Genomic DNA, 24241 nt, shown 5'->3' with positions numbered 1-24241 from the left:
TCCTAATTGAACCGTTTTAGAAATTCGTTAAGGTCACGTTCTGGACGTACACCTTTGACGCTAACCAACATCAAAACTCCGATTAATCGAGCCTCCGAAGTGGCGATTTCAGCATCCCCAAATTCTCTCCTTACGACCGGCAAAGCATGCTCCAACCACCCATTCAGAATCTCTATAGGATCTTCCTTCATGCATCCGGCGTCGAGTTCGCGTTTCTCAGTCGGGGTGATGGCTCCGAATTCTTCTGCAAGGTGGAAGGTTTGAAGGATCAACGCACGCGCCATCCCGTGATTTTCAGGCATCTGACTGTTGGAAAATAATGCAAACCAATTCGGAAAGTGCATCCGCGTGAGCTTATTAAATTTGTCTGTTTTGGATTTTACCAAGACAACAAAAATGATAATTCCGGCCACGATTGCACCGATCAAATATTCCATTGAAAACCTCTTATAGATCCATGTAGTGCGGAGTATTTTACTTGTTTGTAAGTGGTATGCTTTTCGCGCTATCGAAAAATATCCTCGTTCATTATGCCGTTGAATAAACTGCCTTGGTAACGCTCTGCATAGAGCAGTGTCGTAACGTATCGATCAGCGCTGTGCGTTCCATTCAGCTCAAGCGGATGGGCACCATCAGTGGCGAAAATGCTGCTTGGGTCGTGGTCCTGGATATCGTCCTCGGAAACCTTTCTGTACACAGGCTGGTAGATCGTCCCATGGTCGGCCCGCAGGTAGTACGTTGGGTACTTCGTTTCCTTGTCGAGAAGGATTGCACCGGCAGTGAGTCGAGCAGGGCCGTTTACCGTGCGAACCTTGCCATCTGAGAGTTTGTAGGTGCCATTTCGTGTGTGAAGCTCCATCACAAAGTCATCCATCGACCGAAGCGGCTTGCTGACTGGTATGCCCTTGCTGGTGACGTAAACGAGGAAAGCATCAGACAGGGTTTCTGATGACAGCGAGCTACCATCAATGAACTCAACAACCCCACCGGAAAGCGCTCGTTCAAGGTCAGTGGCTGCTACCAGTAGTGGTTTTAAGGAATGGTCAGCGGCCTTTGCACGGTCCAGAAGGTGCAGCATGTTCAGATCGTCCTGTCCCGAGGGAACCCTATCGGTACGTTGGACCAAGAATGACTCTTTAAAAAGGCGCTGCCAGCTATCCAAGCACTCGCTTTTGGAATCCCAGATAACAAGCTGGTCCTCCAATTGCAGAGGTAAGCACGTTGAGCGGAGTGCCTTGATGAGCATGTGCAAAGGCGCGAAATAATCACCGTCCTTTTCTCGGAAGCGAACAATCAGCCCTTCATCTTTACCCGCGATCATGCCATCCAATGACCACTGACCGATTTCAGCCGTTTGGCCCGTCCAAACCATAAGAGAGATTTCGGAATGCTTGGGGATGCCGTGTGCATCAAGCTTGATCAAAGCGTTCACTTCCTCCTGGTTAAGATCACAGGGAGGCGGTTGGCTCGAAGATTTTTGACGTGGAGTTTTCTCAAGACTGTCGATGATTTTTTCATAGTCGTCTTCCCCCGTGGAGAAGCCACGGGACTCACAGAATTCTTCCCACTCGCTCATTTTATTTGGCCTTGACTGAGTAGCGATGATCGAAAAGACTGTTATAGCTACCATATAGCCCGGTAAACCGATCCCACGAAGTAGCTCCGCTGGCGACATAGAAAGTCAGCACGGTCTCTTTGCCCATGGGCTTTGGCTTCGTCAAAACCTTGTTTGCTAGATCCCAGTATTGCCGAAGCATCTGGTCATTAGCTTTACGCGGGATAGGGTAGCGTCCAGCCCACACGACTGACTCCTGATAGAACCGCAAAATGCGCTTCTCGTTCACGTTGCGTTTCATGCCAATCAGGTTGGCCAAGTCGTTAAGGTCGTGAATCTCGGGAGCTTGTTCTCCACGGCTCACAAGGACTGCTTTCATGACTACTTCTAGGGCAAGGCCACAAAGCATGTGGTAGACGGGAAAGCATGCGGTGGACATGCTGAACCCATCCCCCAAGCCAAGCTTGTCAGTGATCTCTTTCGGATTGTCGCAGCGCATTGATAACCAGATTGCACCAGCCGATGCGTGCAGGTCGTTAGCCCGGTTCAGCCAATGATTTCTATGGCTTCGGTCCTCGACAAGCGTGGGTGGTTCGTAGTCCTCGTAGTCTATGCCAGTGATTTCATATCGCATGGTCAGTCCTTTGATGATTGAGCAAAGAGTCAGGTTGGCAGTACGCCATCATGCTATCAGGGAACATCAGGCAATGGTGTGGCTTAAGGCGTAATTCAACGTTCGAAAAAGATTTGAAAAAGAAAATGATATAATTGTTCATATAACTAACAAATCTAATATGAAGTATACAAAAGAAGAAGAAAGACAAGCGCTGGCCAAAAGAAATCAATCATCTGAAATAGATGAGGCACAGCAAATCAAAGATATTGATTACATGCTTGCCAAAAAAGGTGTTGCTAAGAAATTACCTGAACCAAATCCAGCGTCTTACATTGAACAACAAAAGGTTATAAGCGGGGGAGTGAATGTTAAACGCGCAGTTCCTTTAACAAAGCTGTCTAATGAAGAGGAAGAAGAACAGCTACCAGTGGATGAATTAATTTCTGCTCTACTGAAAATAGGTAAAAATTACGATAGAAAAGTAATGCAGAAGAAAGACGACATTCATGACGGCGTAGACCTTTTCTTCATCAAAGTAGGGCAAGAACGCACTATTGATGTGAGTGTAAAGCATAGTGGTGATATACGATTCAATGAAGGTGATTTGAATTGCCAGATGAATCAAGACATTGTAAGAGCGGTAGCTCCTTTCAAATTTCACCAGCCTGACACCGTGCTTGAGGTGTGGGTAGATGATTCCAAAAAGACTCCAGAATCAATTGCTGCGCAAGAGGAATTCATTAAGAAGACGATTGGTACGTTGATAGAGTCTGGCGTTAGTCTCGACCGTATTATCTTAAAAAACGAGCAATTCAACTCTATTCTTGAAAAGTACAAAACAGACGCAAAAGAAGCTAATCCTGAAGAGCCGGCTATAGCTGGTGTTAATGTCGTGAGTCAAAACAAGCCTGTTGAAAAGCTCGGTGAACCTACAACCGAAGTATCTGAACCTTCGCCAAAGGACGCTCAAACAAAAGATGAGATTCCCGCAAAGCAGAATGTAACCGATACTCCATCTGATGAAGTGAAAAATAGAATCGAAGAGATTTTTATTGGTGAGGGATTGTTCAGAAGGGGAGACACTTTTTTGGATATGTTCAATAGACGTGCAGAGCTAGAAAGAACTGAAGGATTAAAAATTCAATTATCGTTAGATGGAAGCACCTGGAACGTCTCAAAAATAGGTGATGGTCAAAGAGTTCCAGATAGAAAATTCCAGTTCGACACTTCTAAAATGCCTGAAAAGGATGAGTTTAAAAGGGTCTTCAATTCTCTTGAAGGGCAAGGCATGCTTGCGATAATCAGAGCAGGGAAAAATGTAGCGAAATTCACAAAGCAAAAAGAATACCTAAAGGGACAAGGTATAGACATTTCATTCACTAGTGATTATCAAGACGTAGTAGTTTCAAGATTTATAAATGGTGCAACTGAAAAAGAGTCTTTCCCTTTGAATAGTATTGTTGTTGATGGGTCAAGGTTAGGTGCTGGGTTGTATAGTGCATTGAATAATATTTCAAGTGCTGATAATCAATTCAAAGAACCACCTGTTAGCAGTCCACGCAATGCAGCTAATGCTGATGCATTGTTTGACGCTAATCCACAGAGTGTAGAAGAGAAGCAAACCAATCGAAGGAACAAACCTTCGATGTAAAAAATAAGAGAACCTACGGGTTCTTTTTTTTTGCGCATAATTTGTTGCCTGCGAAATGGTATAATTAAAGCATTAACAAACAAATCTAAAATGAAGTTTATAGATAAAATTAAAGAGGTATTTGGTGGGAAGAAAGACACTGGATTCACAGAGGATACAGTGGATGTTATTCAGTCCTTTCAAGATGCAGATGACAAACCTAATATTCTCCAAGACCTTCCTGAAAACAAGGAGGAATATAGTGATGATATTTTGCAACAGTTTGCAGACGATGCCAAAACATTCAGCATGGGTAGTAACAGCCAAACAAATTACGATTTGACTGAATATGACGGTTCTTTCAAAGAGAAAGTGATAGCGACGATTAACCTGAAAAGAATTCCCGCCTCTGAGCTTGTACAAGAACGGGAACAAGATCTTGTAGAAGCGAAAGACTATTTAGCTGAACTAAAAGTGCTGTTGGCGAAGTATAACCTTTCTATTCTTCAGCTTTCGAACACCAAAATAAAAATAGCCGATGAGCGTAATATGCCAATTTTTGATTTGAATAGAACGGGCTCCATAAATTTCTACTCAAATATAAATGCGCCCTGGGTTAAAGAGATAGCTAGGTTTGAGGCTAGACATAATTATGCTGATACGAAAAAACCAGTTGAGTTATCGACAGATGCTAAGTTGGTGAGTAGGACCGAACGAGAAAAGTTTTTTGTTGATGTTATTAAGACGTTGCATGAAGAGGGAATAGACCATAAAAGAATTGTCATTCTTGATAAAGATTTCAGATACCTAATGGATGAGTTAAAGCCCAAAGTTGAGCCAGTCAAAGTTGACATTGAATCTAATAACAATGCAGCTCCAGTGAATTCACAAGCGCCTCCTTTAACTGGTGGGGTTAAACCTATTACTGCACAAGAAGCTTTAGAGCAACGTACATTGAGGATGTTAAAGGTTTGCGGTGGAGATTTAGAGTATTTAGAAAGTAAAAGTGAAATGTTTGCGGGTGTGCACAATTTAGAAATTACGTTCAGCAAGGATGGTCAGCATGTTACCGGTTCGACGGTGGATAAAAAGCTTTCTGCAACATTCCTTACCAAAACGGTGGAAAAAGGGGAGAGGTATATTCAAGAGCTGAAAATGGGTGAAGAGCAAAGAATTGAAAAATCTATCAGAAACGTAGTCTTAGCTAGTAATGGGAATCTCTCAACTTTTGAAGAGCATGCAAAAAAAGCAAGTGCTGATATGTCGATTTCAGATGATTCAAAGAATGTTGTCGGTAAAAAGGTAAAAGATGGAAAGACGCACGAGGTATCACTTGAACTGGGTAAAATCATTGGAGGTAAAACCCTCTCAGAAATGCACAAGCTTGAAAAGAATGAGCAAGACGACCACACGGTGCGGGAGGCAGTTAAAAGGGGGTACAAACCATGATTTCGATGAAGTGGCTGTTCTCCTTCTTCGTACCTAACCAAGCTCAAAGGCCAAGAAGCAAGGAGGCTTCCAAAGCTGCTGATGAGCTGGTGGCGAAGCCTGAATTCCTCAATAGATGTGGAGAACGTTTGATCAGCACCATGATTCGGTCGTCTCGGTCTTTGACGCTTGTGGTGCCTGATACCGCCGAAGGGTCCACAGCCCCGGCCAACGGGTTGGGTTCTGTACTACTGACGGGTAAGGGCTTCTGCGTGCTGGACGTGCGTACACAGTCTGCAGAGATTGCGCTTTCCCTGATTCGGGATGTGCATCATGAATTTGGTATAGGTGCCAGCAACGAAGGTCAGATCATTCTCTCCCTGGTAGCTGATGAAGCTGTAACGCCAAAAGGGGGCCTTGTAAGGCTCATCACTGACGTAATCCACGCTGCGTGCATCGATCTGCCTGACTCGGTACTGGAAGCTGGGCGTGAGGATGTGGAGGGTCAGGTTTATGCTGTGATTGCGCGTAAGCTTGCTTCGACGCTAGGGCAGTACTTCGCTGACAATCAGCGCATCCCGTTAGCTGTAGCTCGTCATGAAGCCTTGAAAGCACCTCACCTGGTGGGTGATGAAGACTTGAAAAGCTTTTTGGATAAGAAACTCCAGAAGAATGCAGATGTTCTATTCGATGAACTTTACATCTTTGATACGACAAGCACCTACAGAAAAGGCGATTAAAGGTCGCCCTGTAAATCTGTAAATATCTCGGCTAGCACTGATTTGTTCGTTGGAAATTTTAGGCAGATTGTTAGGATTTCCATGGGCTGTCTGTATTCCCATTTGACCTTCGAATAACCCATCTTGAAAATAATCCTGTCCAGCTCGAATAGATTTTCTACAAAGTGAGTGTTGATCTTGTTATTTTCGAATTGGGTGTACTTAAAAATACTATAATAGTCATCCATGTGTTTTAAGAATGCCTTTACCTCTTCAATGCACATTTTCCATTCGGATGAGCCGGGTTTGATTTTTGTGTAAGTCCTAATCATGCTAGTGACAAACATTAGAGATGCACAGGTTTCGATTGGTTGTTTCAGAAAATTGCTTGTGATTATTTGATCAAATGCAGTGCAGTATTTATCCAGCGGGGCGCCTAGTTTCTTCTTAATCCCGGCATACGATTTGTCTTCCGGTGGCGGGACAGAGTTGAAAATTTGATCAAGGATGTCAGCATTCCGATTGGGTATATCTTTTTCATCATCACCGTTTATCCCGGAATCTAAATTTTCCATCATCTGATTTATCGCGTCTTCTTCATATTCGTCTGTCATAATATCCTCATGATATTGGTTGGTATTGAAAGTATTTTCATAAATACTTGTTTATGTTTTGTAGCCATTAAAAAAGCTCTGTATGACTTGGCTTTTTTATTCAGATACGTTTCATTGTATTTGGCGAAAAGGTGCCCGTACCTTTTCAGAAATGGCTCATAACGGATTACTAAATCTTTATGAAGCGTAGGATGCTGAGTCATGTAGTCGGATGGGTATCTTAGCCATTCGGGCTTGTTCACGTAGTGTGTAAAGTACCTTGCATAGTTTTTCTTTAGCAGAAAAACGATGTATTCATTAACACTATTTGGCCTGGCATTTTCGGCCCACTCATCAAATTGGCATAATTGAAAAGCATCAAAGGCCAGCCAGTTTTCTTCATTCGTAGTGAAGTTGTTTAATGATTCTTCGTTTTGAATCTGTGCCCAGTCATGTCTGATTCGGAATCTATGATCCGTACAACGGCTATTAGCTCTGTAGCCACTGACGTTCAAAGCGTCCGTAGGAAAAGCGTATAGAGTCTTTATTAAACCTTTCAGGTCTTTCTCATAGAACCACTTCAAACGAAAAACGAGAGGTTTGTTAGCCAATCGTTGCGAGTAATCGTCAAAGATAAGCGCACTGATTAGGTCATTTCGCGTTGGGCAGTTAGAAAAGAAAAGCAGAAATTCAATTTCTTTGTTGTACTTGTAGAGGATAAAAGGATTACTCAGCTCTGTGTAATTTTTGGCACTATTGATTTCGTCAAGTGTATTGGGCTTTGGATCGAAGTCGAAAGTCTTGCTGTAAAGCAATTCGTTCAAATCATTGATCGGAATCTCTCGACCTTTAGTTAGGCTGGCTTTAAACATAGTGGCATTGTTTGTTTTTTCTTCTCTAATTATACCATTTGATAGCGCCGAAATTTTACTTATAGGATAAAGATAATCAGGTATTAAGCCTGACGATTTTTTCTTTTGTAAATGAATAGGTAGGAGAGGGTGATTGGTAAGGCAATGTAAGCAATTGAGCCACACACAACTTGAGTGACATTTGATCGAGAAATTGCCTCTAGCCAATTGATGAAGCTGAAATTGCCCATCGAATGGCTCATAAATATTGAACAAGATATTAGGATGACAAAGCTTAGTATTATGAATTTAACGAGGCGTTCTATTTTAAAGTAAGTTTTGTATGCTTCAGTTGTAGATAATTTTGAATTTTGCATAATTGTTCAGTTTGTTTTTATAAATTATACCATTTTGTCAGGAGGATTCTTTAAGGAAGACGTTACTAAAATAAGCGAGGTCTTTTAGATTTGATTTAGGATAGTGTGCAAACATCTGACAAGTGGCCGCATCCACTGCGACCATGCAATGCAATTCCCCTAATGGGTTTTCAATTGCAACGTAAAGCTTATGTGTTCGTGTTTCTATATCTTGGGTTAAATCTGCGAATGCTTCGGCTCCGCTTGGAATGTATTTGATGACCGGGGCTTCAAGGTCTTTTATTATTGAGCGTAAACCTTGAAGAAGATCTGTTTGGCTAATCTTGATGGCCGTTTCTGAAGGGCTTCTGTACGGCATGAATTTCCTATACGCTTTACTGTAGTCTTCGTTAGTAAAAGAATCCCAAGTGTCGTAATTCACCACAACCTTGAAAAAGCGGCAAAGGTGTAGCTTCAAATAATCTTCATTAGCTGTTTTGGATTTACCATTATGTGTAATGTCGAATTCAAAGCAGCAGTGGTGTTCGTGTTCGATGCGTATAGCATCTGGTGCTGTAATACTGATGTGTCGTTTTAGTAGCAAGTCTCTTGTGAAATGCACCTGAATCTTTGTAGTGAAGGGTTTTCTTTGGGCCGTGTATATCATCAACTCACTGGGATTTGTTTGATGAAGTTTCGCCAGGGCTTGAATTAGGTTTTGATTGATTGATGGCTTTCCGTTTGCTGTGAAGTCTTGAAATGTTAGTTTTAGTTGAGGATTTAATACGTGGATGTTTGAATTCGTCATGTGCGGGAAATTATTTATTTAACGTATTATACCATTTGAGCTAATCGCATTTGCTATAATGACAAAAACAACTGTGTAAAATATGAATGAATTAAACTTTAACGAACCGCCAGTGCAGATTGATTTACCAGATCTATTCGGAACAGAAAAAACAAAAGAGAACGTCGCGGGAAGAACTGACTCACTGATCCAAGCGTTAAGCTCGATAACTGAACATCGTGGCTTGAATGCATCACTTGCCGCGATCAAGCTCCCAGCACCAGCACCAGCACCAGCACCAGCACCAGCACCAGCACCAGCACCAGCACCAGCACCAGCACCAGCACCAGCACCAGCACCAGCACCAGCACCCATCCTAGCGCCTGCAGTAGCCTCTGTTGAGCCTTCGCAAGGCATCGGGGATGATGAGTGGCCTGTCGTTGTGCCTGACGTGATTGTGCCCCTTGGTGTGAGCGAATCGTATGAGCCTCTAGGCATCGTCCAGGTAGAGGAAGAAGTAAGCTTAGACGTAGCTATAGCAACGCCACCGGCTACGCCAGTGGAAGAGAAGGGCGATTCCCTGGCTGATTACAAGAGGTGGGCTCTTGAATACAAGAAAGAAGAAGAAGCGCTTTTGCGTGATGCTTTTAAAACAGCGCAGATATTAGTCAGTTACGATTTTGACCCAACTGCAACAGAATTTGATTATCTTGAAAATGTGCTGAAAATGGCTTTTATCAAGCGTGGAGTTTACAACGAATGTAGATATGAAATTTCCAAGCGCCTGTTTGATCAATTCATTAGCGAGTGAGCAATGAATTAGAAAAGCCCCAGATAGGGCTTTTTTATATGTCCAGACCTAACAGCTTTCCAGAAGCTTGGACTACAGCTACAGTGTGCGGGAAATCAATAATTAGGCCAGCGGCAATTATTTGAGTTAAAACACGCCCAACGCCATGCCTGCTTGAACCTTTTGATATTTGGTTCAGTTCATTAATACCAATAATAAAGTATATGACACCCAAGGCTTGCAGGGCGCTTATTACAATTTTTAACTGGCTTTCAATACCTCCGGCATACTGTGAGTCAATGATGCTTTTGGCTTTCTCGTAAGTTGGACCAGTTATTTGTGCTGATGCTAGACTCCAGCATGCGTCTTTGTTTTTACCAACCCTTATTTCATCCAAAGCTTCGGCATTCGTGATAAGGCAACCCCCTTTTGATTCAGGGTTTAATGTATGTACAACGACGTCAATGATGGACGTGATATTAAGCAATAAAACGCCAATTAGAAATCCTACCATTGCTTTCCGCACCAGCTTTGGCTTTTCATGTCCGCCTACTTCTGTAGATAGACGCATATCCATGAAAGCATTTAGGACAAGAACTACTCCGATCAAAACTGAAACCTTTACAGCAACCCAAGTTATTATTGATATAAGGTCTAAATATGCGTCTCCATTAGAATTATCTGCCCACTCGTCATAGCCTTCATCATTGTCATCAACCCCGACGAATCCGCTTGATTTTTCTGATATGGATTCTCCGGTAATTGGTTCTGCTTGGCTCGACGGGATGTTTGTTACTGAAATGGCTATGATGGCTGAAAGAATCATTAGCCATTTTTTTATTGTGTTCATTGTTTTTAGAAGGTTTGTTTCTCAAATTATACCATTTTAAAATGTTATAATGGATACAAACAAACAAGCCAAAAAATGAAAAAGGAGATAACAGTTGAAGATGTAAATGCTTTAAAAGCATTTAGTCTTGAGGTTGAAGGCGATCAGTTAAAAAGGTTGTCGATTCTGGTGAAAGTTAGAGTCAAGGGGGATAAGTTTTTAAGCTTTACTAAGAAAATGCAGAAGATAACAAAAATCAAAGTGATGAATTTCAGAACGCCTATATTTATCACTTTCAGTGAGTCAGCAGTTTCTGCGCTCCATGACTTAAGTCTTGAGCTTATCAGTAAGGAGGCTGTTAAATGAAAATAGGGATAAAGAAGCCGTTTAACTATTACGATGATGATTTAGAGCCGATTAAACATAAAAAATCAGATGATGAGATTGACGAATGTTTGAGTCTGGAAATGAATATCTATCTTGAGCGGAAAAAGCATCAAGAATTTAGAGAGAATTGGAAACCAATAAATACAGACCTTTGAGTCTGTTTTTTATTTTTGCTTAATGGTAAATTTGATTAATGTGAAATGCTATAATTCGCTTAACAACAAACTTTACTAAAAATGAATACATATGAAACGATTGAGCTTGAGCTAGAAGACAAGAATAATAATGACTATGTGGCGGGGGTGAGGCTTCACAATCAAGAATCAAAAAGAATCCGGTTAGCAGAAGAATTGGCTCGCTATGATTTGGTTATTGAAGCTGACAGATTAGCTAATTTGTTCTTTCATGATTTTGAAGAAGAATTTGATCAAAATCTGCCTACAACGAAAGATGCTTATCTTCATGCAGTTGGCGAACTGGCTGAAATGAATTTAACTCCTGGTGAGAAGAGGATAATAAGGTTGAAAATCATAGGTGGATAAGGCGGAAGCTTGATGAATTTTAAGGCAGTAGATTTGCTCTACTGCCTTATTATAATTAGAAAATCATGTCTTTGTTTTTTTCTGTCAGCGGAATATCACGTTTTATTTCATTGACTTGTTGGAGCGGTGTTGTGCTTCCGTTTTTGTTTATCAGGTACAGCTTGTTGTCGGAATCCATTCCTAGGTCAAATTCATAAGGTCTATCATCGTCACGATCCATTTTTACGATTTTGATAGCGTTATTATATTTGCTGGGTGTAAACGAACTCACTTGAGTATGGCCCGGTGTCCCATCTACAAAGAATTGTACTTTGATAAACCGTACACCTTTCATATCTGCAGGGTTGCCCGTGTACGTCACATCGTTTGAACCCATTCTTTCAATCGTGTAGGCATATTCTGTTTTTTGCTGGTCAAATTTTATATATTTAGATTTTCCAATTTGGTCTAGAACTTGGTTCCCAAAGCCTTGGATGTCGGCACTGACTTGTCGGTCGTTGTAGTTTTCGTTTTTAGAAAAGCTGGTGTCAGCTTGTACGGCTGTGGCTGTTGAAAACAGCATAGCTGTAAATACTAGACTGCTGATTTGCTTAAACATGGTATGAAATTCCATTTAGAAAGCGTAAGGGCTTTTTTTGTCTTTTCTTGAAACGTGCTTTTTAATTGTCTCGACCTGCTCGAGCTTGGTTGTTAAGGTTGGGCTCTCAATCAAGAATAACTGTTTGTCTTCATTCATCCCTAGGTCAAATTCATAAGGGCGCTCGTCGTTACGGTCCATTTTTACAATGCGGATCGCATTATTATATTTGCTAGGCTTGAACGTGCTGACCTGTTTTGGAAGCTCAAAACCGTCTTTGAAAGCTCTCACATTAATAAAAATGACACCATTTAGGTCTTTAGCATTTCCCGTGTATTGCACATCGTTTGAACCAAGACGTTCAATGATGTAGGCATATTCTGTGCCTTGCAGATCAAATTTCAGATACTTCGATTTTCCTGCTTGATCTAAAATCTGATTGCCGAAACCTTGTATATCTGCACTCACCTGGTCCACCCGATAGCTTTCATTCTTCGAAAAGCTAGTGGCAGCCTGAACAAGGGGCGCAGTGGAGAAAATCAAAGCTGAAAGCACTAGTGTAGCGATTTTCATTTCACGATTCCTTTGATCATCATCGTTATTGAAACGACTGCAATGATGATGAGTGTCCACATAAATACCCGGTCTCTTTGTTCTTGGGTAAATTTGTTGACGAATTTGGTGAGCGCATACAAACCCCAAATCATCGGGATAAGGAGTATGTAGCCCAAGCCACTCTCAAAGCCCTGCGCACCCGCAAACACAATGACGCAGACGAAAAGGTAGATGACCTGGACAAGGTTGCCCTTCAGGCTGACTTCTTTTTGAAAGGTCTCACGCATCTCCCGGCCATGGGCTTTGTCCTTCTCGTTGGCCTGAAAATGGGTTTCGTGCTTCTGGCCGTCATACGACAACCATTTGTCATCCTCATCGCGATCTGCCATTCCCTGAATCCTCAACCATACCGAACGTAGAGCCCCTGACAGACGGCGTGGTGGCCGTCTGATACCTAAAGCGGAGTCTACGCCAGCCATCGTATTCTTGGCAAAAAATCCGATGGCACAGAGCGTTTGTAGACAAGGATTTTTACTGTGAAGTGCTTGTTTGAAATATGTGAACAGGCTGAAAAACTGTGGTGCTTGCAAAAGCGATTAAGAAATACCGCCTAGGGAAGGGAATCACACAAGCGGAGCTAGCCAATCGGTCGGGGTTCGACCCCAAGACGATCAGTCGATTTGAAACGGGCGAGTACGTCCCAACCGTGGAGGCTGTGTACAAATTTGCTGAAATTCTTGGCGTGCCGGTGAAGGATTTTTTTGCTGACCTTGAAGGCGAGATTGAGCAGAGGGCGTTTCTTTTTGAGGTTATCCACAACGCAGATGCTGAAGAGCTGCGGCGGCTCGTTGCGTTGGTAGGGAAGGCTCGCAAGGCATCGAAGCCCTAGCGGAAGGGTAGCCACCATAGCCTAGAACTTTTGAACGCCATAAAAATGGTTCAGCGCTATCAATTCAATCACGGCCACGAAAACGCATAGCACGAGAAATCCAGGCGTGAAAACCCGCTTGCGGTTAGACGAACCGCCGCCTAGACCACTCGGGTCTGAATCACCGGAGATCAGTACGAGAAAGGCCAACCAAGCAATGACCCCTACCTTGCTTTTGAAGCTCTGATTTCGCCATGCCGTCATACGACTTTATTCGAGTAGTGCTTCACTTGGCTCACCGAGTGCGTCTCCAGATTATCGTCAACTTCCTGGAAGGAGCGAGCAATCTCCATTAGCTCGGTGGCACCTTTTTCATCTCCTGCTGATTGCATCCGATTTGCCACGGCAAACAGATCGAGGCCTGCCCACTTGAGGGTGGCCGCTGCTTCTTTAAGATCTTCGCGCAACGCTTGTTTGGGCTTGGTGAGGTGCATGGTGGCGTCCGTACATGTGATTCCTATCTGACGAGTATGACTATAGAGGAAAGAGGAGCTCAAGAACCCGCCCTCATCACTTGCATTTGTCACTGCCTAGGCTCGTGAAGGATGAGTGTGAAGGTGCGTTACGCTCGATGGGTATGTCCCTAGAGCTGAGAGCTAGGCTGATAATGGCAAGGTGTAGCGTATGGACGTGCAGTGAGCTAGCAAATGATATTGATCGCAGTGATCCGGTCCGCGTCATGGGTGTTCGCTGTTTCGATGGTCTTGTATGAAACCGTGGGCCTGATTGCTGATTAAAGCGAAGCCCCTAATTCGCTATACCTCCGGGGCTTCTATTCTCACCTGCGTGATTGCATGGAAGTGACAACTGCTAGAGAGCGGCCAAAAGCTGACAGCTCCCACACGGATCAGTAGGCTCACCTTGAGGTATCGAGGTCTGCAGAATAGCTGTACCTACTACGGCCTATTGCAGCGAGCTCGAATTGGCCATACCCTATCGTTGGTTTTGGAAGCCCCAGCCTCCCCCATTGCACACCAGTGCACGGTTAATGCCTTCCCACCCTCTGCTATCGCGGGGGGCGCGACACACTCATGCTAGGCCCTAAATCAACTCGATCTAGTGTCTGTAATAGGGGGAACCAGATGCACATGGGTCGATTATCTGGTGCCTCGTATGTCCGCGATTTCTTCAAACGATGTAAAACTGCTGTCGCATATCCTCCACTCCACATCAAAAGCTCTGGGCCGTCCCAGCAATCTCGCGACAAAGCGTGAAATGCTCAGCAGGCTGCTCGGCTTCAATGACTGGAATGGGGCATCCGCAATGTTGCCCAACCACACGCCCGGCAATACCCATGTTGGCATTGCCTTGCTCGAAGTTCCGTCCGCACTTCCGAAGACGTTCATAGCCACCGGCATTGATGCTCCATGGCGGCTGCCTGAAAAGGTGCGCAATCATCTGACCAAGCATTCCTTGAACCCCGCAGGTTTCACTGTGCCCAGTTGCTCAAGGCCTGACCCGGAAGGTGATGCGATACCTCGATACTGGAGTTATGCGGTCGCGCTGGCACCTGGGAGCATCACCGAGCACAAAGTGCCATTGGGTCCGCACAAACCCGATTACAGCCGCTTGGATCACACCCCCTCCGTGATGACATTTACCAATCCACAGGGCGGCGTCGCCTTCAAGCTCACAGTCTGGTGGATCACCCTAGATCCAAACACCGGCACTGCGACGAACTTCACCGGCGCAATGTCACGGCCTCTCTCCCACACATTCATTGAATCAATTACCGACCGCGTACCTGATCTTCGCCAGGCTTATTGCTTGGTCAACAGCCGGCAAGCCGGATTTTCCAGCGCGGTCGTAAGGTGTAATGAGATGGGTAGCGAGCTGGAAGTCGTCAAACATCTTCCCTACATGACGGAAGTCGAGGCTTGGGCACAACTGGCACCTTACAACAACGTACTAGGCCTATCTCTTCTGGATGTAGCGGACATCACCGACGCATGCTTCAGCGCGGACAATGATGATATCGGGGAGACCTGGTGACGGTCGTTGCGTAATTGCGCCAGTCTGCCGAGCCTGTTGCTTCCATATTGACCACCAATTGCATCTGCCCTGGACGGTCCCAGCCAATGGTGACCGTCAGGAACCGGCCCGATTGCAGTCCTTCAGTGTCTGGCTGACGCACTCCTCCTGAGTGGCACACGTTGACACCGATCAACTACAACAGTTGGCCAGCGAGAATGCAAATGACTGGTCAAGTCCGGTGCAAACGGGTGGTCAAGTGAAGTGCAATTTCCCACTCACCACCATCCCTCAATGAAAGCGAGCGTAGCGTGACGGTATCAAATTGACCAGTGGGTGCCAATCATCCCTACGTTTCTTTAGGAAGCGTTGGACGGTGTGCATAAGTGGTATCCCTTCCGGTAAAGTGTCCCCGCCCGATAATTGGATCCGGGCTCTACACCATGGAGTTTTTACGTGAAGTCTTTTAGCAAAATCATCGCTTCTGCAGCATGTGGTTTGGTTCTCGCGGGTTGCACCGGCACCGCCATGAAAACCCAGCAGTACGACAGCAGCCAATACACTATCGTTGGCCACAGTGAGGCGAGCGCCACTGGCCTGATGCTTTTCGGTCTGATCCCTATTCGTCAGAACGACCGTTTTGTTCGTGCTCAGAGTTCCGCGATTCAGGCCAAAGGTGGCGATGCCCTGATCAATACTCAGGTGCAGGAAAAATGGTTCTGGGCTTGGGTTCTGAACGGCTACACCACAACCGTATCCGGTGACGTGATCAAGCTGAAAACTGCCAAATAAGCAGCGTTCGGTTTCAGGGAGCCCGGTTTGCCGGGCTTTTTTGTTTCTGACGGTTGGGAAATGACTGCGTGTCAGGGGGAAGGGGTTTAGGCTGCTGTCTGGCCATCTATGTCGATCAGATGCCCAGTCTATTAAAGTAGACAGGGAGGCTTGCCGATAAACCAAATCATGGCACGATGCTGGCACAAAGGGATCGTGGTGCGGATTGGTCGGTAGGGAAGCTAATGGAATTTCTAGATATCTCTAACAATTTTGTAGAAGCGCTGCGTCGTGCGATGCGCGTCGGCGGTACCGATAGCGACGGGAATTTGGAAGGAATGACCCAACTTCAAATGAGCGAAGAGTCGGGCGTCGGTAGGTCAACTATTGCAAAATATCTTTCAGCAAGTAAGGAAAATCCCGCTAACCCTACATTAGATGTGCTATATCGATTGGCGGGCACACTAGGGCTACCTGTAGCTTTTCTTTTAATGTCAGCCGATGACTGGGTTCGAATTTGCCACGCCATAGACTATCTGAATAGAGTTGAAAATGACGGGCGATTTTTGAGATTTTCGAAACAGCTTACGTCTCCTGAAAGTAGATCAAGCAATGTTGATATTGCTGAAGCTGGATTGTTAATGGCTCAAATGCTGGGACTGATTCCGAAAGAAGATGTTGATGCTGAAAGCAGCAACTTGAATAAAAGAAGAACTTCCATCGCAGCGACTTGCTCCGCGCCGCCTATGGCAAATATGAACGCCCGATATCGCCCCTCGATTCTGACAATATGTTCAATTATAGGGGCCTCGTCGCCTCGCTTATGACAGGAAATGCCATGACTGAATTTTCGAATTTTATGAAGCAACCTCATGACCTTATGAGCTTGTTAAGCGTTTCAGATGTTGATGATCTTAATATTTTGGTCGATTACATTACTGATAAAGGCGCTGGACGGTTAATGTTAGATGGTGACACATGCAAGCGCTTAATCGCGTGTCGTGATAAAGGCAGTTATAGCGACTTTGATAGGATGGCAGTAGCGAATGAGATTTGTGGTTTCGGCGGAAATACGATAGCCAATACTTACCGCAATGTCAGAAGTAAGATATTTGATGGGTTTCTAGATAAAATTCTCCCTGAAGCCGACTACGTTGTAGATTATGATGAAGTCGTTAGGGATGTTGCTTCTCATATGAAAGTCAACTTCAACAAGAGCGATGATGTTCTTGTAATTGAAGATGGCCTGTTGAAGAAAATTCTGAGAGATTCATTTGAAAAAATGACACCGGAGGAGCGTCAGGCAGTTCTGGATGAGCTTGGGGTGACAGATCTTTCGCTGCTTGGACCCACCGCCACCGCCGCCATGCTTGTAGCAGGGAAAATGGCAGGCTTCGCGACCTTTAAAATTGCTTTGATCGTTGCTAACGCCGTGGCGCGCAGCATCTTGGGCAAAGGGCTTTCATTCGCAACTAATCGTCTGATCACTAAATCGATTGGGGCTGTATTGGGGCCAATTGGCTGGGTAGTCACCGGTCTATGGACAATCGCGGATCTTGCAAGCCCAGCGTATAGAGTGACGGTCCCATGCGTGGTGCAAATTGCGTATATGAGACAAAAAGCTCTAATGAACGCAACCACCGTCGAATGCAAAAGTTGCAATGTCCCGAACCCTCTTAGCAGCAAATTTTGCGCTTCATGCGGTGCCGGACTGAAATAGCGCGTTGATGCTTTCGATCTGCTTCAGATTTTCTGATATCAGTTATTTGGAGCAGGTCTATAGCCTCATCACCGCTAGGATGCCATTCGCCAGGTAGTCTCCGTTAATGACACCAGTCAGCTTCACCGGCAACCCTTACCCGTGCTTATCCACGGCATCAACGCTGCAGTTTCGTTGACGAACAGCCCGTCACCTGTGGATAAATCAGGCAAACAAGCGTTGATTTATGCTTTGGCTCAAAGCCGTGATCAATCATGCAGCGTTGCGCTTTGGCTGTATCTCCAATGCTTGCAACGTCAAGATTTGCTCCCAGTGGTTTGGCATAACCGCATGCATACATTACAGGTAGGGCTTCACTATCATTGGCTATCTGGACTGAGAAATGCGGTGATGCCCCCGCCTTGCGCCAAGTTACTTGCATGCGTTCATCCCTGCCAGAATTCGGCTTTATAGGGTGAAATGCTTCGTCCTCCACAAATGGCAAAGCCTCGAGCTGGGACAGGCTTAGAGGATGTCCCTGCCTCTCTTCGACGCAGGCGGGCATGTCTTTCATAATGTCACAGTATTCAAAACCGTCTTTTCGGATGAAACCATGACGTTTCATACACTGAAATTGCAGCACCTGTTCGTTGATTGGCAAATCCGTTATCGAAGTGCCTACCGGGTCGCCACATTCTGTCATTGCGGCTTTGACACCCTCAACAGAGGTAGAAGGGCGTTTCCACCGCGTAAATTCTGGTGATGGCGGGCAGCCGGTCAGTAAAAGAACCGTCGCGATAAGGGCTGGAAAGGTAATGATGTGAGCTTTGCGGAACATGATAATCCTTTAGGTACGTCAGGCTCCCCGACGCCTAGATTCTTGGGAACTTGTGCTTACGGCATCAAGCACGCCACTGAATGTAAGCAGAATGGTATCCCCTTTATGGACCTTACCGAAAGTCGACCGTTTACAACAGAGTTGGCCGATTGCCGCCTGTAGTGAGGGGCAGCAAGAACCCAATAGCTGCCATTCGTAACCGTCGAAAATTGGCTGACAAGGTTTGACGGTTCTGGAGTTGACTAAAAACTAAAGCTCATAAGGGCTGCCGGCTATTTGGTGGAGTTAACCCAAAGTGGAAGACAAATGGATACCGAGAATGATTAGATTTTCCCCTCAAGTTCACAAACAATATCACTAAGGCTAGTGCCAATAATCAAATTATCTCGCCGCCAAACACCGCCATTTTTTGATTTTTGCACATAAAGATGATTATCTTTTTCGAGAATTCTAAAAGAAATAGTAGGGGTGATCAAAACTGGGCGTCCTTCGATTACTGACCAATCTGGGATATTATTTTTGATATTATTAAGGTGAGTATGAAAAGCAGAAGCAGATGCAAATCGTTTTTCTGGATTTATATGGGTAGCTTTTCTTATTGTTCTCTTAAGGACATCTGGAACCCAAGGGGGGAGCGTAGAGAGATCAAGAATCTTCCCGCGTTGAATACGCTCTTTTATGCACTTGTCAACAAAGATCGCTTGATCAGCTCTCGACGAAAGCAAATCATGCTCACGCCTTTGTCTCTGACTTAGCCACGCCATTTCTTCATAGGGCAAATAGCCACCCAAGAGTTGATAGAGCATTACCCCGCATTGATACAGATCGCCTGCGAACCCGTAAGACCCTGCCTCAAGAGACTCCGGTGGTCTATAAAGAACAGCGTGGCTTGATGCAGGTATTGAATCTAGATCTTCGGGTATATATTTAATTGATCCAAAGTCGCCGATGATCGACCTACCATCATCACCCACGTAAATGTTAGAAGGTTTCAAATCTCTATGTAGATATCGCCGCTGGTGTAAATGAACAACGCCACACAAAACTTGCCTAACTCGCTCAACCGCTCGCAGATTGCTGTGTTCAGTCTTTTCTAGCACATCGTCAAGATCGCCATCCAAGCGAGGCGTAACAAAATATGCCCACTCCCCGTCAAGAAGGCCGGCACTCTTTACCGGCAAGATATTTGGCGCTTCAATCAACGCCAAAGTACTGGGTTCAGCATGATACTTAATGTTTCCTCCCCAGTAGTAAAACTTTACAGCTACTTCGTTATTCAGTATTCGATTTCGGCCGAAAAATAAATAACCATTTGCCCCCTTGTTTCCTTCTCTCGTAAATATTATGTCTTTACTCAAAAATCTGAGCTGATCCTTTATTTGCCGAGGAGCACCGACGGTCTCAATTAGTATCCCAGTCATAGGCCCTGCTTCCGAATGTAAAAAGCAGCGGCTTTGAAGGCGTCTTCCTGATATTTTCTAAGCCCGACTGGCAAGTTGAAAGGAACTTTTTTCTCAGATGCAGACATTCCTTGACCGGTCACAAATGTGACCTCTGAAACTCCATTTAGCTGGATAAGTGATTCCATCTTGAAGGATACCGCACCAGCAGCCATCTTTCCCTTTTGAGGACGCTTCTTTATAACTACTAGCTCGACGTTGTGCTGTCTTACAAAATTCTGAAATGTCTCAAAAAATGACTTTATGTCATCACTAGATTCGTCATCACCAAGTTTGATTTTTTGTGACTCATTTCTAAGAAACACATAGTCCGCATTGGCTTTTTCCAGCAGCACGATTACTGCTTCAGAGCCTGCCAATTCCACGCCGCATATTTTGTCCATAACATCCCTTTAGATTTCAAATAAATTCTGCATAGTTGTACAATTTACAAGGCTAGCAGGTGGCCATCAGCTCGTCCATTTTTGTCTCTGAGTACCTAACTGGGGTTTCCCCGACTCCTCTGGCGAATGGCAGAAGCGATAAGAAGCAAATTGAGCGCTTCTGCCTATCAGCAGATGCGTAGCACGGCTGTTTCGGCTATTTTCTGTCCATGGTGAGAAAAAGAAAACGGCCCATAACGGCTCTCAAGGAACAAAGATAATTCCTTACTAGCCAGGCCTCTTCCCTTTTCCATGCAACCTCGATCGAGCATTCATCGGCATCCCCTGCGGTAATGTGGCTGGGAATAATAGTTTCCAAAGCGGCCCCAGCAAGGGGGGCGTATCGTAATTTCAGACATGGGGCCTAAAACGTAGTATGCAAAGCAATACAGCGAGTGGTATTTTTATACCAAAGCACCGACGCTCAAGATCGGCAAAACAAGAATCATTAAATGCTTTAGGGAGCTAGGATGGAAATCAAGTCACGGCTAGTTTTTCTAGATACCAATATTTTTGAAAGTAAAAATTTTCAGTTTGATAATCACAGTCTAAAGGCTTTTAAGAAGCTTGTTGACGATGAGGAGATTAGGCTTCTCATAACCGATCCTACAATTCAAGAAGTTAGGCAGCATATTAGAACTAAATCTGAGGAGGCGGTTAAAGAAATAAAAAAAGTAAGGCGCTCTGCGATGCTGCTACGCAATACTCCTGATTTTGCTGTGCATGGGATATTTGAGGAATTAACTGTTGAAGCGGTAGAGGATAGGCTATGCAGAAACTTCGACGAGTTTTTACACGGGGATAATGTTGAGCATGTCACGATTGAAAATGTGAGCGCATCGATAGTTTTCGATATGTACTTCAATCTGAGAGCGCCTTTCGCAAATGGCGAAAAGAGAAAAGAATTCCCTGACGCCTACGTGCTTTTAGCGCTGGATGAACTTTCAAGAACGCGGGGCTGGCCAATACACATAATCACAAAAGACAAGGATATGTTCAGGTTTTCGGAGACTCACTCCAATCTAATATGTAGTGAGTCCATAGATGTGCTAATGGATTCGATAAATAAAATAATTTCCATAGAACCTTCTGAATTTGCCGCTACCGCCTTCATGAAAGTACGTGACGAAGCTATAAAGCGAATAAGTGATTCTTTGAATGATATCACTATCGATATAATTGACTTTGGCAGATACGATGAGGCCTCGCTTGAAGATGTAAAATTTAGAGACCTAAATCTGGTTGATAGTAATTTAATTTCCGTCGATAAAGAATACTGTACCTACAGCCTATTATTTTCAGTTTCTGTCGATACAGTTGAAATAACTAAGGACTACGATAGAAGCCCATTTGATCGAGAGGATGATAGGTATTTCTTTGTTCTTGAAAGTATTCATGCAAAATCATTTCGAGCTAACTTTTCTGCTGAGTTGGTAATAGGCTATTCAGATAGAATTGATCACTCAATATACATTGAAGAGATAATTGCGCCGGATGTTATACCGCTATTAGACCCCTATGATCATGAAGTCAGACACCTTGATGTTAACGGTGACTAACATTGAGCCATGTTCAGGATTATCTACCTAAAAACCTCAAGATCCTGGCACAGCTTCAGCTGCATTCATCTTTGAAGCGTCCCACCAGACGAGGCCGGGCGGCCGATGAGAAACATCATGTCTTACCCGGTTTGCTAGGTTGACGTATAGGGCCTCTAGGCTTACCGAATGCTAAAGAACCTGGCTGATCCGGCTTTTCCTGCTCTGTGTCCGCAGGAGCTGAATGCGTTGCAAGGGCTGGCTTTTGATCTTGCGCAGCAAGTGCCGGCACATGGGCTGGTGGTTTTGCCGGTGGTGCGTCCTCCAGGGTTATCCCTGCTCTTATGAGGATGCTGTCCATCTCGTTGGCCGAAAGCTGCTCATCCTTGCGTAGGTCGTCAATGACACGCTTCTTCACTGCCTTCGGCAGATCGTTCAGATTTTGGACGTAGGTGAAGTCCTGGAAGGGTATCCCCTTGTGTATGCCATAGAGGAAGCCATATAGCTTCGGTCGGGCATCAACCTCACGATCCATTCTGTTGTTCGTTTGTATGAACACCTTCTTCGATTTGTTGGTTGGGTTTGTTGCTCTCATGGCTACCGCGTCCCTCACGCGCTGACGGTTAGCTACCACGAGCTTCTTGTACTCTTTGTCCATCATTGAATCTGCTTCTCTGACAAGCTCCGGGGATGGGGTGTAGTCCAGAAGCGTCGTGCCGCAAATGCGGGATGCAAGGTAGAGATTCGCTTGAGTCCTTGGGTTCGGCTCCCCTGTGCAGCGTATCTTGGCGTGGCCTCTGGCAACGTGGATCGACATGGTGATGAGTGCCGAATTCAGGTCAGTCTGGTAGGTCTCTACGGCATTCCCAACGATTGTGCATACGTCTCTTTGGTTGAATTTCGACACAACGGTGTTCCCCACGATCATCTGCTTGGTGATTGATGGGCCGAATCTACTGTTCTCGTTGAACCGTGTGATGAAATCCTGAAGGCTTTCAGAGTTGTCTATGAACCTGAACTTGATCTTCTTCTTCCTGCCGTCCCCAATGGAGATTGAGCCGTTCGCCGTGGCTTCTGTGACCTGCTTTTGAATGTTCTGCTTTTTGATCATCTGGTAGAGGCTGTTGATTGATTCGACCTCATCCATGTCGATTTTCAGCTTGTTATCAATGATGACGCCGGATTTTTTGGCAGAGATTTTGAAGTCGAATTCGTCCAGGTAGATCGACCAACCGCTAACCTTACGTTCGCCACTTTTGTTTTTGCTGATGTTCGGGACCAACCTAGCGCCGAGTTCTTGGTACAGTTTTTTGTTCAGCTCTTCAATCCCATCGCTCATGTCGGTGGCGTTTATTAGCGCCGCTGCTTTTGAAACGATCAGGGACACATCTGTTTTTGTTTGATTGGCTTTGTATTTGTAAGCTGCATGCAACTCAAGCACACCCTTTGTTTGATGGGGGAGGGTGTCTATAGAAAGGAAGTTATCGCTATAATCCTTGTGTTTGATCTTGATGTGCTGTTTTCCATTAAGGTAATCATCCACAACCTCAAAACCACTGTCCTGGAGGGCTTGTGTGAATTGTGGATAAGAGAAATTCTGCCCGATGAATTTCGAGGTGATTGACTCAATACTATTTACTAGCTCAACGTCTTTACCAAAGACTTCTCCTGTATTTGGGTTTGTTGATACATCAATAGTTTTAGCTCGGTCTTCATGCTCCATCTGTAAAAGGAATGGATACTTCTCTTCAAGGCGGAATTTTACGTCTCTCATTTTTTTGATTATGCCGCTGTGTTTTTTGCCACGGAAAAAGCTAGGTCTATACCCATCCAGTCTACGAGTAGACATTAGGACGTGTACGTGTGGATTCCCGTCTTTCAAATGCGGAACAATCATGTATTTAAATGCAATATCCGTTTTGGAATTAGACAGCTCAAGTAAAGTTTCTTTGGCAGAATTGATAAGGAATTTTGCTTTTTCTTCGTCAGTTTTTAGTGTGGCTAGCTCGTTGTCTGTACAAGAAACGATGAACGAAAAAGCATCCGCTGCTTTGGAGGAAGACTTTTTACCTTGGTTAGAATGTTCCATGAATTCATGTGCGCAAGTAGTTGCAAATTTTAACGTGTATTTCTTTTCTTCAAAGTCGTTTTTAAAGAGGCCAAGCTTCTTCATTTTGTATGGTGAATCTAACTGTACGTCCAGATTAGTTTCTGCGTATTGGGCTCCTACGTGAGTGTCCATTCCGTCATCGTTTATTTTTGGGAGATACAGGTATGCAACTGCTCCTTTGATCCTAACCTTTCCTCTTATTTCAGGATCAGAGGATTCAACGTACTCAATTTTTGCGTTTGATGTAATGCTTGCGAATTTAAGTTTAAGCGGTGCGGCAATTATCATT

29 protein-coding genes are annotated in these 24241 nt (G+C 44.5%); 13 read left to right on the top strand and 16 right to left on the bottom strand.

What is annotated here, in order from left to right:
• Positions 1-2: 2 nt before the first annotated feature.
• The 3 genes from BFP99_RS30745 to BFP99_RS30735 form a co-directional block, all read right to left on the bottom strand.
• Complete coding sequence (locus BFP99_RS30745) at positions 3-437, bottom strand: hypothetical protein (protein WP_065948956.1); 435 nt, start codon at positions 435-437, stop codon at positions 3-5.
• 68 nt (positions 438-505) lie between these two features.
• Positions 506-1576, bottom strand: a complete 1071-nt coding sequence (locus BFP99_RS30740; protein WP_065948955.1) for a hypothetical protein — start codon at positions 1574-1576, stop codon at positions 506-508.
• A gap of 1 nt (position 1577) precedes the next feature.
• Positions 1578-2189: a hypothetical protein gene (locus BFP99_RS30735; protein ID WP_065948954.1), complete on the bottom strand. Its 612-nt coding sequence runs from the start codon at positions 2187-2189 to the stop codon at positions 1578-1580.
• Positions 2190-2349: 160 nt separating this feature from the next.
• Between BFP99_RS30735 and BFP99_RS33190 the strand changes: the two genes are divergently transcribed.
• From BFP99_RS33190 to BFP99_RS30725, 3 genes are all read left to right on the top strand, one after another.
• The gene (locus tag BFP99_RS33190; protein ID WP_141690854.1) at positions 2350-3822 is read left to right on the top strand and encodes a hypothetical protein; all 1473 of its coding nucleotides are present in this window, start codon (positions 2350-2352) and stop codon (positions 3820-3822) included.
• A gap of 90 nt (positions 3823-3912) precedes the next feature.
• Entirely contained in the window at positions 3913-5250 is a 1338-nt protein-coding gene (locus BFP99_RS30730; RefSeq protein WP_065948953.1) for a hypothetical protein, read from the top strand.
• On the top strand, positions 5247-5969 hold the full coding sequence (locus tag BFP99_RS30725; RefSeq protein ID WP_065948952.1) for a hypothetical protein: 723 nt from the start codon (positions 5247-5249) through the stop codon (positions 5967-5969). Before BFP99_RS30730 ends, BFP99_RS30725 begins: the two co-directional genes overlap by 4 nt.
• Here BFP99_RS30725 and BFP99_RS30720 read toward each other — a convergent pair.
• From BFP99_RS30720 to BFP99_RS33185, 3 genes are all read right to left on the bottom strand, one after another.
• Positions 5966-6562 carry a hypothetical protein gene (locus BFP99_RS30720; protein ID WP_065948951.1) on the bottom strand — a complete coding sequence of 199 codons (597 nt, stop codon included), beginning with the start codon at positions 6560-6562 and terminating at the stop codon, positions 5966-5968. The genes BFP99_RS30725 and BFP99_RS30720 overlap by 4 nt on opposite strands.
• Positions 6559-7413 (bottom strand): hypothetical protein, encoded by an 855-nt coding sequence (locus BFP99_RS30715; RefSeq protein ID WP_065948950.1) that lies wholly within the window; start codon positions 7411-7413, stop codon positions 6559-6561. Before BFP99_RS30715 ends, BFP99_RS30720 begins: the two co-directional genes overlap by 4 nt.
• Positions 7414-7806: 393 nt before the next feature.
• Positions 7807-8556, bottom strand: a complete 750-nt coding sequence (locus BFP99_RS33185; RefSeq protein ID WP_141690853.1) for a hypothetical protein — start codon at positions 8554-8556, stop codon at positions 7807-7809.
• Positions 8557-8977: 421 nt separating this feature from the next.
• On the opposite strand from BFP99_RS33185, the gene BFP99_RS33410 reads away from it, so the two are divergent.
• Positions 8978-9346 (top strand): hypothetical protein, encoded by a 369-nt coding sequence (locus BFP99_RS33410; RefSeq protein ID WP_065948949.1) that lies wholly within the window; start codon positions 8978-8980, stop codon positions 9344-9346.
• Positions 9347-9380: 34 nt separating this feature from the next.
• Here BFP99_RS33410 and BFP99_RS32600 read toward each other — a convergent pair whose 3' ends face one another.
• Positions 9381-10151 (bottom strand): hypothetical protein, encoded by a 771-nt coding sequence (locus tag BFP99_RS32600; RefSeq protein WP_083221292.1) that lies wholly within the window; start codon positions 10149-10151, stop codon positions 9381-9383.
• 99 nt (positions 10152-10250) lie between these two features.
• Between BFP99_RS32600 and BFP99_RS30705 the strand changes: the two genes are divergently transcribed.
• The 3 genes from BFP99_RS30705 (at position 10251) to BFP99_RS33175 (ending at position 11083) form a co-directional block, all read left to right on the top strand.
• Positions 10251-10520, top strand: a complete 270-nt coding sequence (locus BFP99_RS30705) for a hypothetical protein (RefSeq protein WP_065948948.1) — start codon at positions 10251-10253, stop codon at positions 10518-10520.
• Positions 10517-10696 (top strand): hypothetical protein, encoded by a 180-nt coding sequence (locus BFP99_RS30700; RefSeq protein WP_057021751.1) that lies wholly within the window; start codon positions 10517-10519, stop codon positions 10694-10696. The genes BFP99_RS30705 and BFP99_RS30700 overlap by 4 nt, the downstream gene beginning before the upstream one ends.
• 81 nt (positions 10697-10777) lie before the next feature.
• A complete protein-coding gene (locus BFP99_RS33175) occupies positions 10778-11083 on the top strand; it encodes a hypothetical protein (RefSeq protein WP_141690852.1) in 306 nt (101 codons plus the stop codon).
• A 55-nt stretch (positions 11084-11138) separates the two neighbouring features.
• Here the strand turns inward: BFP99_RS33175 and BFP99_RS30695 are convergent, their stop codons facing one another.
• From BFP99_RS30695 to BFP99_RS30685, 3 genes are read right to left on the bottom strand one after another with little or no spacing between them, the layout of a single operon-like run.
• Positions 11139-11681: a hypothetical protein gene (locus BFP99_RS30695; RefSeq protein ID WP_256098266.1), complete on the bottom strand. Its 543-nt coding sequence runs from the start codon at positions 11679-11681 to the stop codon at positions 11139-11141.
• Between the two features lie 15 nt (positions 11682-11696).
• Positions 11697-12233 (bottom strand): hypothetical protein, encoded by a 537-nt coding sequence (locus BFP99_RS30690; RefSeq protein ID WP_065948946.1) that lies wholly within the window; start codon positions 12231-12233, stop codon positions 11697-11699.
• Positions 12230-12604 carry a hypothetical protein gene (locus BFP99_RS30685; RefSeq protein WP_065948945.1) on the bottom strand — a complete coding sequence of 125 codons (375 nt, stop codon included), beginning with the start codon at positions 12602-12604 and terminating at the stop codon, positions 12230-12232. Before BFP99_RS30685 ends, BFP99_RS30690 begins: the two co-directional genes overlap by 4 nt.
• Before the next feature lie 191 nt (positions 12605-12795).
• On the opposite strand from BFP99_RS30685, the gene BFP99_RS30680 reads away from it, so the two are divergent.
• The gene (locus BFP99_RS30680; protein WP_065948944.1) at positions 12796-13104 is read left to right on the top strand and encodes a helix-turn-helix transcriptional regulator; all 309 of its coding nucleotides are present in this window, start codon (positions 12796-12798) and stop codon (positions 13102-13104) included.
• Between the two features lie 21 nt (positions 13105-13125).
• On the opposite strand, the gene BFP99_RS33855 is transcribed toward BFP99_RS30680, so the two are convergent.
• Entirely contained in the window at positions 13126-13347 is a 222-nt protein-coding gene (locus BFP99_RS33855) for a hypothetical protein (RefSeq protein ID WP_065948943.1), read from the bottom strand.
• The gene (locus BFP99_RS30670) at positions 13344-13577 is read right to left on the bottom strand and encodes a hypothetical protein (protein ID WP_065948942.1); all 234 of its coding nucleotides are present in this window, start codon (positions 13575-13577) and stop codon (positions 13344-13346) included. Before BFP99_RS30670 ends, BFP99_RS33855 begins: the two co-directional genes overlap by 4 nt.
• Before the next feature lie 679 nt (positions 13578-14256).
• Between BFP99_RS30670 and BFP99_RS33170 the strand changes: the two genes are divergently transcribed.
• From BFP99_RS33170 to BFP99_RS30650, 4 genes are all read left to right on the top strand, one after another.
• On the top strand, positions 14257-15135 hold the full coding sequence (locus tag BFP99_RS33170) for a hypothetical protein (protein WP_122752480.1): 879 nt from the start codon (positions 14257-14259) through the stop codon (positions 15133-15135).
• A gap of 435 nt (positions 15136-15570) precedes the next feature.
• Positions 15571-15906: a hypothetical protein gene (locus BFP99_RS30655; RefSeq protein ID WP_065948939.1), complete on the top strand. Its 336-nt coding sequence runs from the start codon at positions 15571-15573 to the stop codon at positions 15904-15906.
• A gap of 224 nt (positions 15907-16130) precedes the next feature.
• A complete protein-coding gene (locus BFP99_RS32595) occupies positions 16131-16712 on the top strand; it encodes a helix-turn-helix domain-containing protein (RefSeq protein ID WP_158275426.1) in 582 nt (193 codons plus the stop codon).
• Positions 16713-16723: 11 nt separating this feature from the next.
• Positions 16724-17605, top strand: a complete 882-nt coding sequence (locus BFP99_RS30650; protein WP_231807909.1) for a ubiquinol-cytochrome C chaperone family protein — start codon at positions 16724-16726, stop codon at positions 17603-17605.
• Positions 17606-17762: 157 nt separating this feature from the next.
• Here BFP99_RS30650 and BFP99_RS32590 read toward each other — a convergent pair whose 3' ends face one another.
• The 3 genes from BFP99_RS32590 to BFP99_RS30645 form a co-directional block, all read right to left on the bottom strand.
• Positions 17763-18422, bottom strand: coding sequence for a hypothetical protein (locus tag BFP99_RS32590; protein ID WP_083221290.1), 660 nt, complete (start codon positions 18420-18422; stop codon positions 17763-17765).
• Between the two features lie 323 nt (positions 18423-18745).
• The gene (locus BFP99_RS32585) at positions 18746-19843 is read right to left on the bottom strand and encodes a serine/threonine protein kinase (protein ID WP_083221289.1); all 1098 of its coding nucleotides are present in this window, start codon (positions 19841-19843) and stop codon (positions 18746-18748) included.
• Complete coding sequence (locus BFP99_RS30645; RefSeq protein WP_065948938.1) at positions 19840-20265, bottom strand: DUF3010 family protein; 426 nt, start codon at positions 20263-20265, stop codon at positions 19840-19842. Before BFP99_RS30645 ends, BFP99_RS32585 begins: the two co-directional genes overlap by 4 nt.
• Positions 20266-20774: 509 nt before the next feature.
• Here BFP99_RS30645 and BFP99_RS30640 point away from each other — a divergent pair.
• Complete coding sequence (locus tag BFP99_RS30640; protein WP_065948937.1) at positions 20775-21863, top strand: PIN domain-containing protein; 1089 nt, start codon at positions 20775-20777, stop codon at positions 21861-21863.
• Between the two features lie 115 nt (positions 21864-21978).
• Here the strand turns inward: BFP99_RS30640 and BFP99_RS30635 are convergent, their stop codons facing one another.
• Positions 21979-24240: a hypothetical protein gene (locus BFP99_RS30635; protein ID WP_065948936.1), complete on the bottom strand. Its 2262-nt coding sequence runs from the start codon at positions 24238-24240 to the stop codon at positions 21979-21981.
• Between the last annotated feature and the right edge of the window lies 1 nt (position 24241).

It is taken from the genome of Pseudomonas sp. 1 R 17 (genome assembly GCF_900067035.1).
GTDB classification, from domain to species: domain Bacteria; phylum Pseudomonadota; class Gammaproteobacteria; order Pseudomonadales; family Pseudomonadaceae; genus Aquipseudomonas; species Aquipseudomonas marginalis.
This window is presented reverse-complemented; position numbering and strand designations above follow the sequence as displayed.